The organism is Acinetobacter sp. S4397-1 (assembly GCF_024129285.1).
Taxonomy (GTDB): Bacteria; Pseudomonadota; Gammaproteobacteria; order Pseudomonadales; family Moraxellaceae; genus Acinetobacter; species Acinetobacter lwoffii_C.
In genome coordinates, this window is record NZ_JAMXXZ010000013.1 from 60,533 (window position 1) to 72,871 (window position 12,339).

Annotated in this window: 14 protein-coding genes; 7 read left to right on the top strand and 7 right to left on the bottom strand. The window is 43.0% G+C overall.

Features of this window, described 5'->3' with window-relative positions:
• Nucleotides 1-29: 29 nt before the first annotated feature.
• Together NI467_RS08575 and NI467_RS08580 are read right to left on the bottom strand one after the other, a co-directional pair.
• On the bottom strand, nucleotides 30-623 hold the full coding sequence (locus NI467_RS08575) for a nucleoside triphosphate pyrophosphatase (protein WP_151203771.1): 594 nt from the start codon (nucleotides 621-623) through the stop codon (nucleotides 30-32).
• Nucleotides 623-1,006 carry a DUF2237 family protein gene (locus tag NI467_RS08580; RefSeq protein WP_151203769.1) on the bottom strand — a complete coding sequence of 128 codons (384 nt, stop codon included), beginning with the start codon at nucleotides 1,004-1,006 and terminating at the stop codon, nucleotides 623-625. The genes NI467_RS08575 and NI467_RS08580 overlap by 1 nt, the downstream gene beginning before the upstream one ends.
• A gap of 139 nt (nucleotides 1,007-1,145) precedes the next feature.
• On the opposite strand from NI467_RS08580, the gene NI467_RS08585 reads away from it, so the two are divergent.
• The 4 genes from NI467_RS08585 (at nucleotide 1,146) to NI467_RS08600 (ending at nucleotide 4,863) form a co-directional block, all read left to right on the top strand.
• Nucleotides 1,146-2,333: a phosphoglycerate kinase gene (locus tag NI467_RS08585; protein WP_253152285.1), complete on the top strand. Its 1,188-nt coding sequence runs from the start codon at nucleotides 1,146-1,148 to the stop codon at nucleotides 2,331-2,333.
• 150 nt (nucleotides 2,334-2,483) lie between these two features.
• Entirely contained in the window at nucleotides 2,484-2,765 is a 282-nt protein-coding gene (locus NI467_RS08590; protein WP_253152287.1) for a hypothetical protein, read from the top strand.
• Nucleotides 2,766-2,885: 120 nt separating this feature from the next.
• Nucleotides 2,886-3,923 carry a class II fructose-bisphosphate aldolase gene (fba, locus tag NI467_RS08595; RefSeq protein WP_151203763.1) on the top strand — a complete coding sequence of 346 codons (1,038 nt, stop codon included), beginning with the start codon at nucleotides 2,886-2,888 and terminating at the stop codon, nucleotides 3,921-3,923.
• An 85-nt stretch (nucleotides 3,924-4,008) separates the two neighbouring features.
• Nucleotides 4,009-4,863, top strand: coding sequence for a DMT family transporter (locus NI467_RS08600; RefSeq protein ID WP_253152289.1), 855 nt, complete (start codon nucleotides 4,009-4,011; stop codon nucleotides 4,861-4,863).
• A gap of 292 nt (nucleotides 4,864-5,155) precedes the next feature.
• Here the strand turns inward: NI467_RS08600 and nfsB are convergent, their stop codons facing one another.
• On the bottom strand, nucleotides 5,156-5,809 hold the full coding sequence (gene nfsB, locus NI467_RS08605; RefSeq protein ID WP_253152291.1) for an oxygen-insensitive NAD(P)H nitroreductase: 654 nt from the start codon (nucleotides 5,807-5,809) through the stop codon (nucleotides 5,156-5,158).
• Between the two features lie 665 nt (nucleotides 5,810-6,474).
• Between nfsB and NI467_RS08610 the strand changes: the two genes are divergently transcribed.
• Nucleotides 6,475-6,693, top strand: a complete 219-nt coding sequence (locus tag NI467_RS08610; RefSeq protein WP_258170034.1) for a transposase — start codon at nucleotides 6,475-6,477, stop codon at nucleotides 6,691-6,693.
• Between the two features lie 33 nt (nucleotides 6,694-6,726).
• On the opposite strand, the gene NI467_RS08615 is transcribed toward NI467_RS08610, so the two are convergent.
• Both NI467_RS08615 and NI467_RS08620 read right to left on the bottom strand, forming a co-directional pair.
• The gene (locus tag NI467_RS08615; RefSeq protein ID WP_253152293.1) at nucleotides 6,727-7,446 is read right to left on the bottom strand and encodes a UDP-2,3-diacylglucosamine diphosphatase; all 720 of its coding nucleotides are present in this window, start codon (nucleotides 7,444-7,446) and stop codon (nucleotides 6,727-6,729) included.
• Nucleotides 7,447-7,557: 111 nt separating this feature from the next.
• The gene (locus NI467_RS08620; RefSeq protein WP_151203938.1) at nucleotides 7,558-8,067 is read right to left on the bottom strand and encodes a peptidylprolyl isomerase; all 510 of its coding nucleotides are present in this window, start codon (nucleotides 8,065-8,067) and stop codon (nucleotides 7,558-7,560) included.
• 433 nt (nucleotides 8,068-8,500) lie between these two features.
• Between NI467_RS08620 and NI467_RS08625 the strand changes: the two genes are divergently transcribed.
• Nucleotides 8,501-10,225 carry a glutamine--tRNA ligase/YqeY domain fusion protein gene (locus NI467_RS08625; protein ID WP_253152295.1) on the top strand — a complete coding sequence of 575 codons (1,725 nt, stop codon included), beginning with the start codon at nucleotides 8,501-8,503 and terminating at the stop codon, nucleotides 10,223-10,225.
• 66 nt (nucleotides 10,226-10,291) lie between these two features.
• Nucleotides 10,292-11,203, top strand: a complete 912-nt coding sequence (locus NI467_RS08630; RefSeq protein ID WP_253152297.1) for a bestrophin family protein — start codon at nucleotides 10,292-10,294, stop codon at nucleotides 11,201-11,203.
• 138 nt (nucleotides 11,204-11,341) lie between these two features.
• Here the strand turns inward: NI467_RS08630 and NI467_RS08635 are convergent, their stop codons facing one another.
• Together NI467_RS08635 and NI467_RS08640 are read right to left on the bottom strand one after the other, a co-directional pair.
• Complete coding sequence (locus NI467_RS08635; RefSeq protein WP_253152299.1) at nucleotides 11,342-11,902, bottom strand: lecithin retinol acyltransferase family protein; 561 nt, start codon at nucleotides 11,900-11,902, stop codon at nucleotides 11,342-11,344.
• 93 nt (nucleotides 11,903-11,995) lie between these two features.
• A partial coding sequence (locus NI467_RS08640) for an IS5 family transposase (protein ID WP_253152301.1) occupies nucleotides 11,996-12,339 on the bottom strand: 344 nt, incomplete at its 5' end.

Here is a 12,339-nt window from a genome sequence, read left to right on the forward strand (position 1 = left end):
TATTCATATCGCAAATGGCGAGCTTTGATTTAAGGCACTAAAATATTAAGTTCACGCAAGATTTTGCAGAGCTGGATCATTGGCATACCCATTAAGGTGGTATGATCCTGACCGATCATTTCTTCAAACAGGCTAATGCCTAAACTTTCGCATTTAAAGCTACCAGCACAATGCAATGGTTGTTCAATTTCAATATAGCGCTCAATTTCAGTTTGTGAAAGTTTACGGAATTTGACTTTATGATGTTCAATTAAGGTGTGTTCAAAACCGGTAGATTGTTGTTGTACACTCAGTGCGGTACTAAAATACACAATCTTGTCCGAGTTGGCTTGCAGCTGATGAATGGCTTTTTTAGGAGTGAGCGGTTTGCCGATAAAAATATCCGGTGCACCTTCGCGCCATGCGACCTGATCTGAGCCAATGACAATCGCTTCAGGGTGCTGTTCGGAAATATGTCTGGCTTTTTCATAGGCTAGGCGTTTGGCCAGATCATCTGCATGATTTTCACCGCGAGGTGTTTCATCAATGTCCGGTACCATGGCGATATAGTCAATATGTAAACGATCCATCAACTCTTTACGGGTTTGGCTGGAAGAGGCCAGGATAATCGGTGCAGCATTCATTAGACAGCATATTCCTCAAGGATATTTAAAGGTACATAGGCAAGTACGGCTTTGTGACAGGCTTGCAGTTTTACCGGGGGAGCTTTGCCTGCTTCATAGGCTTCTACCCAGCGTGTGACGCAGATACACCAGAAATCACCTGGCTGTAGTCCCGGGAAATCCACTTCAGGTAAAGGGGTAATCAGATCATTGCCAATTTTTTGGGAAAAATTTAAAAATTCTGAGGTCATTTGCGCGCAGACAGTGTGCTGCCCGAGATCGGTAGTGGCGGTATGGCAAAAACCATTACGGAAATAACCGGTAATCGGAGCATAACAACAACTGGCCAAAGGCTCGCCCAGGACATTTAAACGATTAAGATTAGGATCAGGATGTATCGACATAACTGCTGAATCTGCAAAAAGCTTTTTTCTATCATAACAAAACTTTGGTATTTATAATGTTTTCTGCAAAAGATGCTAACCTTTTTCTACATAATCATTTAAAATCGCCGGGTTTGAATATCTATAAAGTGAGCTCTACATGAACTTTCAGCGTATGACTGACCTGGATTTAGCGGGTAAGCGTGTTTTAATCCGTGAAGATTTAAACGTTCCTGTTAAAAATGGTGTGATCACCAGCGATGCGCGTCTTCGTGCGGCATTGCCAACAATTAAAGCAGCTGTTGAAAAGGGCGCTGCCGTAATGGTCTATTCTCACCTTGGTCGTCCAGTTGAAGGTGAGCCTAAAGCTGAACAGTCTCTCGCGCCTGTAGCTGCTTATCTGACAGATGCTTTGAGTCAGGAAGTCAAACTGTATAAGGATTATTTGGATGGTGTTGACGTTGCGCCAGGCCAAGTGGTTCTGCTGGAAAACTGCCGTTTTAATGTCGGTGAAAAGAAGAACAGTCCTGAGCTTGCAGCACAATATGCCGCGCTTTGTGATGTATTCGTAATGGATGCGTTTGGTACTGCTCACCGTGCAGAAGCTTCGACTGAAGGCGTAGCGCGTCTAGCTGAAGTCGCGGCTGCCGGCCCTTTATTGGCAGCTGAACTGGATGCTTTAGGCCGTGCTCTAAAAACGCCTGAAAAACCAATGGTGGCTATTGTTGCAGGTTCTAAAGTTTCAACCAAACTTGATGTACTGACATCCTTGTCTGACATTTGTGATCAACTGATTGTTGGCGGTGGTATTGCCAATACTTTCCTTGCAGCAGCAGGCTATAACGTAGGTAAATCATTGTGTGAAAATGACCTGATCGATACTGCAAAAGCCATTGCAGCAAAAGTTTCAGTTCCGCTTCCAACCGATGTAGTGGTTGCAGATGCCGCTGAAATCAATTTTGAGGATTTCCTGGGTTCATTGGCTGCGGCTAAAGCTACTGTGAAAAAGGTTGAAGATGTTGCAGATAACGACATGATTCTAGATGTAGGTCCAGAAACAGCCAAAGCCTTTGCAGACACCCTGAAAACCTCTAAAACAATACTTTGGAACGGCCCAGTAGGCGTATTTGAAGTAGACCAGTTCGGCGAAGGAACCAAAACCCTGTCTTTAGCAATTGCTGAATCTGAAGGTTTCTCAATTGCAGGTGGTGGTGATACTTTAGCTGCTATCGACAAGTACGAAGTTGCCGATAAAATTGGTTATATTTCTACAGGTGGCGGGGCTTTCCTGGAGTTTGTAGAAGGTAAAACCTTGCCTGCAGTTGCAGTGCTGCTAGAACGTGCCTAAGTGCATTTGATAGTGTGAAAAAGCTGGCTATCTGCCAGCTTTTTTATGTCAACTTTTTGACAGACTGGATCGCTATTCATACCGTAGTCATCAAAATGAAATAAATCTGTCATAAAATTTAGCCATTGGACAATAAATTGAGAGTAAAGAATGAAATTACAACTCACTTTGGCAGTATTCCTGGCAGCATCTTTAGGACTGACTGCCTGTGCAAAAAAGGAAAGTGCGCCTGTAGCTGAAGCTGAAAGTTCGGCAGCCGCTACGACAGAAGAGCAGGTCAGCCCGGAACAACAGGCCGCTATTGATGCCATTGACAAGCCAGTTCTGGATGAAAAAAATACCGATATTCCAGCCGATGTTGCCAATGCACCAGCAGATGAAGCAACCGCAGATGAGTCGGTAGCAGCAAGTTCTGAAGCAGTTGCTCCATAAGCTCAGCCCTGATTCGAAAAATCCCTGCAAAAGCAGGGATTTTTTATAAAATAATGTATTTTGTGGCTGTATTGAAATACTTGAACATGTAGAATATGGGGCATTACCTGGGAGGATATTATGGCTCTTATTTCGATGCGCCAGCTCTTGGATCACGCCGGAGAACATGCTTACGGCGTACCAGCATTTAACGTAAATAACTTGGAACAAATGCGCGCAATCATGCTCGCAGCAGATGCAACGAACTCACCAGTGATCGTACAGGCATCTGCAGGTGCCCGTAAATATGCAGGTGCTCCATTCTTGCGTCACCTGATTTTGGCTGCGATTGAAGAATGGCCACATATTCCAGTTGTTATGCATCAGGATCACGGTACAAGTCCTGACATCTGTCAACGTTCTATCCAGTTGGGTTTTACCTCGGTAATGATGGACGGTTCACTGGGCGAAGACGGTAAAACACCAACCTCGTATGAATACAACGTTGATGTGACTCGCCGTACTGTACAGATGGCCCATGCATGTGGCGTTTCAGTAGAAGGTGAAATCGGTTGTTTGGGTAGCCTTGAAACAGGTATGGCTGGTGAAGAAGATGGAGTAGGCGCTGAAGGCGTACTTGACCATTCTCAGCTTCTGACTTCTGTAGAAGAAGCGCGTAGCTTCGTTGCTGATACCAATGTCGATGCGCTGGCAATCGCAGTGGGTACTTCACACGGTGCATACAAGTTTACCCGTCCACCTACAGGTGACATCCTGGCAATTGACCGCATTAAAGAAATTCATGCTGCATTGCCAAATACGCATCTTGTAATGCACGGTTCAAGCTCTGTACCACAAGAATGGCTGGCTGTAATTAACCAGTATGGTGGTGATATCAAGGAAACTTATGGTGTTCCTGTTGAGCAGCTGGTTGAAGCGATCAAGCACGGTGTTCGTAAAATTAACATCGACACGGATCTGCGTTTAGCATCAACTGGTGCGATGCGCCGCATGATGGCTGAGAAACCAAGCGAATTCGATCCGCGTAAATTCTTCAGTGCAACTGTGGATGCGATGAAGCAAATCTGTATCGACCGTTACGAAGCTTTTGGTACTGCGGGTAATGCAGACAAGATTCGTCCAATCTCTTTAGAGAAAATGGTTGAGCGTTATAAATAATTCCGAGTGGATCATTTATAAAAAAAGGCCCACAGCATATGTGGGCTTTTTTGTATTCTAATTAAAACTATCCGAAGAGTCGCAGATGGAATTGATTTTTATTGCAGCTCTATGCAGCGTTGCAGTCTCTATATTATTGAAAGTGGCCAAGCGCCGGCAGCTCAGTCCGATGCATATGATTAGCTGGAATTATGTTACAGCCAGCTTATTATGTTTTTTCTGGTTTAAACCGGATATTCAGCATATATCTATCCGTCAGACACCGTGGTGGCTTATTCTGGCGCTGGGTATTTTATTGCCGAGCGTCTTTTTGTTTTTGGCCAAGTCCTTGCAGACCGCTGGTATTTTAAAAACAGAAATCGCCCAGCGTCTATCGGTGGTTTTATCGCTTGCCGCTGCTTATTTTATTTTTCAGGAGCAGTTTAACCAGCTAAAAATACTGGGAATTATATTAGGCATAGTTTCAGTGCTGTGTATTTTGTTGTCCCATCGTCAAGGGACAGAAAGCTCAAGGCAGGGAATACTCTATCTGGCTTTGGTCTGGTTTGGTTATGCCCTGATTGATGTACTGCTGAAATATACCACCAGCCTGGGTTTGCAGTTTGCCGTAGCCTTAAACCTGATGTTTATCTGTGCTCTGGCGGTGTCGATGGCTTATCTGATGGTGAAACATCAGAGCATAGGCTCAGCTCAGGAAATCGGAGTAGGCTTATTTCTTGGACTGCTCAACTTTGCCAATATTGCCTTTTATGTCAAGGCCCATATATTGCTCAAGGATACGCCGGCTATTGTCTTTGCAGGCATGAATATTCTGGTGGTTGTTTTTGGCGTACTTGCAGGCTTGGTCTTCTTTAAAGAACGTTTAAAACCTGCAAGCACAATTGGTCTCATATTGGGTATGATTAGTGTGATTTGCCTGGCTTATGCAATGTCTGCTTAATATATGAAGTGACAAACTCAACCGGATGCCGCAGCAGATCTTCGGCTTCTATGCTGCCCAGTAGTGAACCCGCCTGTTTACAGCTTGGACAGTGCGGATATTGGCGCTGTTTCGGCTTGTAATAATGAAGATAAACCTTATTGCAAGGCTGGCATTTAAATTTCAGTGGCTTGGATTGAAGGAGCGACATGCATGGCCTCTATTCTTATTCTAGATTCTGGTGAGTGATCATTAAAATAGGCCCGGATTGATATAAAAAGGGGCACTAGACCCCTTTTATACCATAAAATGCTTACAGTTTGGTGAAAATGTAGTCAGCTGGCAGGCGTGATTTCGGTAATTTGGCATTGAAGTCATTTTCACTGCGATAGCCTAAAGTCAACAGTACGGAAGGAATCAGGCCTTGTTCAGCCAGCTGCAATTCGTCACTAATAATATTTTCATCAAAGCCACCGATTGGGGTAGCATCAATGCCTTCAATTCCTGCAGCCAGTAATATTTGACCCAGTGCAATAAAAGTCTGGTTTTCTGCCCAACGCTGAATATCGCCTTTTTCATTGCGATAATAATTTACATAACCGCTACGGGTATTTTTCTGACCTTCTTTGGCATGTTCATCTTTAAAACGACCATTGAGATCATCCCGTTTTAACAGGTTTTTTAGATGTAGCTCGTCAATATCAGCTTTGGTACAGAATAAAATGGTATGGGATGAATCCAGTACTTTTGGGGCATTGTAGGCATACGTACCCACCAGAGCCTTGGCAATACGTTGCTTGGCCGCTGCATCATCCGCAATAAAGAAATGCCAGGGCTGAATGTTAATAGAAGATGGGGTCAGGCGTAATACCTCTAAAAGGCGCTCAAACTGCTCGGCAGGAACCTTTTTGTTCGGATCATACGCTTTGGTGGTATAACGGGTTTGCGCAATTTTAAGTAAATCCATGAATGGACTCCAATTTCTTGAGACCTGGAAAATAGAATAAAAGCTTCTATCTTTTTCTGATTACAGGATTATTACAACAAAACAGCCAGAGGCAAAGTTTTTAACACCCTAATTTTGCATAAAAACTAAGGTAAAACTTAGCAAGAAAAAAAAGCAAATAGTTTATTGATCTAATCCACAGGGATTTAATATTATTGGCAGCCTTAGGACCAAGGCATTGCACGAGACATGGATACTATATTTTAACCCATGCCTTGCTGAGTGGTTGCTAAATTTAGGTCTGATAGGTGGATGGTTTCATCCATGGCTAGATCTTAAACTGGCTCTATATAAGCAGATTGTTATAAAAAATTTGGTTTCAGGTTAAGTGTGCGAATGCGATTTCAAAGATTTTCTCTTTTCCAAGAATAACATGAAATATATATGATATGCATTTGTCATTACAATGTAATTTTACTTTTGGTTGAAAATAGCTTATAGTAGTTTCACTTCAGGCAAGGAATATTCTTGCTTTTATTATTTTTTTAGCCGATTGTGATTCACTTTTTAGTTCAAGTATTTGAACTAAAATAAGATCTATTAACCATAGAATATAGACTAGGTTGTTACTACTCTCTCGATAAAGTATAAAGTCACAAAAAGCTCATCTGATGTGAGTAAATATTTTGAAAAAGATCAATGAATGGCATATTGCCACTGCCACTGATGGCAATGAAATTAACGTAAAGCTAATCCCTTTAAAGCGTAAGCAAAATACGATGGAAGGGTTTATCTGGGTAGAAGTGGGTCAGATGATCCAGTTGCCAAACGGTGAGGAAATCCAGTTTAATCAGGATGGTCGAAGTTTCTATACCGGTGTGAACCAGCTTTACCGTTTAAGTTGAATTGAGGCAGTGCAGAAATAGAAAAGTGGCTGATTAATATTGCCACTTTTTTAGTTTCAGGCTTTCAATATTTTGTTCAGGCTGGATTTCCAGAATTTCAGCATGGTCCAGCTTCCAGTCTCCCAGAACAATCCGTTTTTTATGTCCCAGCCGATGAATAGCCGCACGGTGCGTATGGCCATGAATCAGCACCTCTACTTCTTGGAGCGCAGAGTCTACTGCAGATGCGTTCACATCCATAACTTCATAGGTTTTGAACTGCTGAGATTCTTGGCTTTTCTTGCGAAAGCCATGGGCCAGTTTCATTCTAAAGCTGAGCGGAGTTTTCCTGAGTAAAGCTAAGAGCAGCGGATTGCGGATGACTTTACGAAAACGCTGATAGCTAATATCATCCGTACACAGGGCATCGCCATGTTCAATCCGATAGCGGATGCTACCAATCTCAAGGTTGTGAACATCGGCCAAGAGCTGTCCGGAAAACTGATGCAGGAAGTTCTGGCCTAATACAAAATCACGATTTCCAGCCAGAAAAAAGATCTGATTACCTGCGGCTGTAAATTGTTTTAATCGGTCGACTATTTCATCTAGCCATGGTGCAGTATAGTCATCGCCAATCCAGGCATTGAACCAGTCTCCCAGAATATAGAGTTGAGTCTGTTGGTTCTCATAGGCCGTCAATAAATCTAAAAACCCCCGAACAAGTCGAGGGTGATCAGGTGACAAATGTAAATCCGAGATAAACAGATAGGTCACGAATCTTTTCCTTTTAATCCTCTCTAAATCCTTCATCAGTTTGAGGGATTTTCTCTTATACTGTTTTAAAGCGATGCTTTAAAACTCATAAAGAACGGAGAGGACTGTTTTTTATTCGGAAATGATTTTTGCAGATTCGATTACAACATTTTCTAAAGGAACGTCAGCGTGGTAGCCGCGGTTACCCGTGCGAACGCCTTTAATATCGTTCACAACATCCATGCCTTCAACAACTTTACCAAATACGGCATAACCCCAACCCTGAGCAGTCTTGCCAGTGTGGTTCAGGAAAGAGTTGTTTTTCACGTTAATGAAGAACTGAGCTGAAGCAGAGTGAGGTGCTTGAGTACGAGCCATTGCAATCGTACCTTCCTCATTGCTCAAACCGTTATCCGCTTCATTTTCAATCGCATCACGTGTTGCTTTTTCTTTGAAGTTTTCATCCATGCCACCGCCCTGGATCATAAAACCATCAATAACACGGTGGAAAATTACGCCATCATAAAAACCGTCACGTACATATTGCAAGAAGTTTGCCACTGTTTTAGGTGCTTTTTCAGCGTTTAATTCAAGAACAATACGACCTTTATTGGTGTTTAATTCGACTTGAGGAAAACTCATTGGGTAATCTCCTAATCATGGACAGATGCCATGTTTTATTTCAATGTGAGAAGCATAAGCAAACTCTAAACGACAAGGCAAGCAAAAACCTTATTTTCTTTGTTAAAACATCTAAATCGTATTTTATTTAGGCTTTGCTTTGTCAAGTCATTCTGTTGAAGTGATCAAGGCCAGTTTTGCTTACAATCACAGGTTTGGCATAAATAATATTCAGAAGGGCATATAAAAAACCATACGCCCTAAGTATTAACTTGGCTAAACTCCGCTTTAACTTTGAAAATGCCCGCTTTGAAATCAAATACAAGAGTTAACAGTTGAGAGATTACCCACCTCTAGTTAAACTAAGGAATACTTATCTAATGAATACAGGCAGACTGAGTGTGCTACTGGATTTCATTAATCCTTTTTTAATTTTAGAAGTGAATGATTGATCATGAAGCCAAATGATGTTGTTGCATCTCTGCCCGAGAACCCGACCCAAAACAAGAATGCAGTCGATTCAGCGCAGCAGGAACAACAGCCGGGCTTGGATTTTGTGCGCCAGATTATCACAGATGACCTGGAAGCCGGCCGTACCCAACAGGTAGTGACACGTTTTCCACCTGAGCCAAATGGCTATCTGCATATTGGTCATGTGAAAGCGATTTGCTTGAACTTCGGTATTGCACAAGAATTTAATGGTGTATGTAATCTGCGTTTTGATGACACCAACCCGGATGCAGAAGAGCAGGAATATGTAGACGGGATTGCCAATGACGTAAAATGGCTGGGTTTCCAGTGGGAGGGCGAGCCTCGCTATGCATCGAGCTATTTTGAACAGCTTTATACCTGGGCCATTCAGTTAATTGAACAGGGTGATGCATATGTGGATCTGCAAACACCTGAAGAAATCCGCTTAAACCGCGGTAATTTTGTTGAGCCTGGCAAAAACTCGCCATACCGTGACGCCAGTGTGGCAGAAAACCTGGAACGTTTTGAAAAAATGCGCAATGGTGAATATGCAGAAGGTCAGGCAGTACTGCGTGCCAAAATTGATATGGCCTCTCCAAACGTGCATATGCGTGACCCAATCCTGTATCGTATTTTACATTCAGCGCATCATCAGACAGGCGATAAATGGAAAATTTATCCAATGTATGATTATGCGCATCCATTATCAGATGCGATTGAAGGCATTACCCATTCACTGTGTACTCTGGAGTTCCAGGATCACCGTCCGTTCTATGACTGGGTGGTAGAAAAAGTTAAGTCTCCATCTGTACCGCATCAGTACGAATCCAGCCGTTTGAATGTCGACTATACGATTACGTCTAAACGTAAGCTGCGTAAGCTGGTTGAGGGCGGTCATGTGAATGGCTGGGATGACCCTCGTATGCCAACGGTGGTGGGTATGCGCCGTCGCGGTTTCACGCCTGAAGGCCTGCGTGATTTCTGTAAGCGTGTGGGTGTGTCTAAGATTGATGGCAGTATTGTCGATGTGGCAATGCTTGAGTACTGCATCCGCCAGTCTTTGGAAAATACGGCTGCGCGTGGTATGGCGGTACTGAATCCACTAAAAGTGACTTTAACCAATCTGCCAGCGGATATGGATTTGACCCATTCCCGTCATCCGAACGTGGATATGGGTGAGCGTGTCATTCCTTTGACTGCAGAAATCTACATTGACCGTAAGGACTTTGAAGAAGAGCCGCCAAAAGGCTTTAAACGCCTGATCCCGGGTGGTGAAGTGCGTTTACGCCATGCGTATGTGATCAAGTGTGATGAAGTCATTAAAGATGATAGCGGTAAAGTGGTCGAGCTGAAATGTTCAATTGACCCGGAAACTCTGGGTAAAAATCCTGAAGGCCGTAAGGTGAAAGGGGTGATTCACTGGGTATCGGCGACTAAAGGTGTTCCTGCAGAAGTGCGTATTTATGACCGTCTGTTTAGTGTCGCTGATCCAGATGTCGGTGATGACTTCTTGGAAAATTTAAATCCTGATTCATTAAAAGTGGTTCAGGCTGTGATTGAACCAGCACTGGCACAGGCAAAGCCGGAAGATCGCTTCCAGTTTGAACGTGAAGGCTATTTTGTAGCAGATCAATATGATCACTCAAGCGAAAAACCGGTATTTAACCGTATTCTGGACTTGAGAGACAGCTTTAAGCCTGGCAAATAATTTGCTCTAAACTTTTTAAAAAGCCCAACTCCGGTTGGGCTTTTTCGATGCAGCAGGAAAGACTCAATGATTGTTCGTGATAAAAGTAATAGCTTTGGTTTGTTATTTGCATGGCATGGCACGATTTTGCCTAAAGTTCTGCCGGCTTTGGTTCTGGTGGTTTTTCTATCAGGTACATTGGTCTATCTGCGTCAGGCACACTTTCTCACCTTACCGGCAGTCCCGGCCATTGGCTTTACTATTTTCGGGGTCATTCTGTCGATATTTTTAAGCTTTAGAAATAATGCCAGTTACGACCGCTGGTGGGAAGGGCGCAAGTTATGGGGCGCCTTAATTGCCACAACCCGCCATTTATGCCGTGATAGTTATGTCTTAGATGATCAGACACGTGAAGTTTTATTATATCGGATGATGTTATTTACCCATCTTCTGCGTGACCGCTTAAGGCAGCAGCAGCAAAGTATTCAGCATTATCAGTCCAGTACACATTTTGAGTCTAATTCATTTGAACAGTTACTAACCCATATGAATGCTTCGCAATGGGTTCTGGAGCAGATCCAGAAAGATTTAGTTCAGCAATATCGGCAGGGCAAGATCACGGATATCATTTATAATAGTCTGAACCAGCATACAGTGGCCTTAGGCAATGTTCAGGCAGGATGTGACCGTATTCTGTCGACACCGCTGCCATTTTCCTATTCGGTGTTGTTGCACCGGGCTGTCTATTCTTTCTGCTTCATCTTGCCATTTAGTCTGGAAGCCAGTCTGGGCCTGTGGACGCCAATTCTAGTCGCATTGATTGCTTATCTGTTCTTGGGGCTGGATGAGCTGAGTTCTGAACTGGAAGAGCCTTTCGGGCTTCAGGATAATGACCTGCCTTTGGATTCGATAGTCAGGCTGGTTGAGCGCGAAACATTAAGCTCATTAGGACAGGCCCTACCTGAGGCGATTCAGTCTAAGAAAGTCTATTTAACCTAAGAAAATGCGGGTCTGATTCAAGTGATTCTTTTGGATTGAGTGATCGGTCAGAGGTAAATGCCTTGCTGTCATTTAATCAGGATTGTATTGAGCCAGCTTGATGCGGAAAATATTCACTTTATATTTTAACGCCAAGCCTTAGCGATGTTTCAGATTGCCCAGATCCGGGCGTTTGCTCTTGATCTGCTCCTGTAAGTCACGATATTGCTGCACACGCATTTTGGCCTTGTCATGGAGTTTCTTTTTAATATAGAACGCAAGCGCGAAGCTGGTGGTGGTAAGGGTCAGGAACATGCTGTTCATAAAGCTCACCATGGAGCTGATATAACCGATGGTGGTGAGGCGGTTCATCATGCGAATGACCTGTGGGCTGCTTTCCACGCCAGTAATGGCCCAGGTACATAAGTGTTCGCAATTATTGATAATCAGGTGGTAGTTGTTTTCATGCATTCTGGAACGCATTCGGCGGACTGCTTTACGGCCTGTATATTTAGCTGATTTATAATACTGGATTTGAATCGGCTTGCCGTGGCTGAATTTTTCAATAGAAGTTATTTCAATGGGGTGTTTTTTAAATAAATGCGCAAATCCCGAATAGTGGATCACACGACCACGCCCGGCATAAATCCCGTGATGAGTATAACCGAAATGTTTAACCATAAGATGCGCTCCTATGGGAAACCGTTTAGTCTGCTGCATGTAAAGATTAAACCATTTAATAACAAGTGTATTTTAAAGCTTAAGTGTACTGTTTTTTTGTGAATTAATCGACATTTTAGCTAGGGCGTGTCCTCATTTGGCTTTACACCAAATAAACATGCAAGCAATGTAAATCATAGACTGATAATTTCGTGCAAGCTTATCAAATCGGGTAGCAATAGCACGGAAATGTTTTAATCTCGCAAATGCATTTTCAACTAAATGTCTTAATTGATATAGATATTTATCAAACTCCTTATTCGACCTCTTACTATTTGATCTCATTGGAATAATGGGAATCATATCCTTATTCTGGGCATATATTCTAATCTGCCCAGCATCATATCCCTTATCAGCAATAAGATAAGTTGCCTCGTCTACAGTATCAATCAGTTGTTTTGCAACTTGACTGTCGTGGACGTCACCCCCAGTGATTT